Origin of the sequence: Bacillus sp. SIMBA_074, from assembly GCF_046534555.1 — a bacterium.
GTDB lineage: Bacteria > Bacillota > Bacilli > Bacillales > Bacillaceae_G > Bacillus_A > Bacillus_A mycoides.
Map to the genome: position 1 here is coordinate 1 of NZ_JAWRYM010000450.1, position 275 is coordinate 275.

1 protein-coding gene is annotated in these 275 nt (G+C 52.7%); it reads left to right on the forward strand.

From position 1 onward, the window contains the following. Nucleotides 1-20: 20 nt before the first annotated feature. On the forward strand, nt 21-275 hold a 255-nt coding region (locus tag SB773_RS31545; RefSeq protein WP_410594250.1), incomplete at its 3' end, for a hypothetical protein.

Here is a 275-nt window from a genome sequence, read left to right on the forward strand (position 1 = left end):
GCTGATATAAGGACATAACGATGAGCATTTCTTACACCAAAGGCACCTTCGTGGCTGAAGTCAGCCAGGGCCTGCTGTCTGCACGTCGTTTTATTGCAGAGGAGGGCTGGGGCAGAGGCGGAGAAAGCTATACCGGATGCGCTTCAGAAGCGCTGTTTACTTTTCCTGTGGCTTATCTGCCGTGGTTTGCCGTACAAAATAATGGTCTGTATGCACAGAACGGGGCTGCTCCACTGTACCAGGGAGAAGATGCCCCGCACCTGCTGGAATGCATT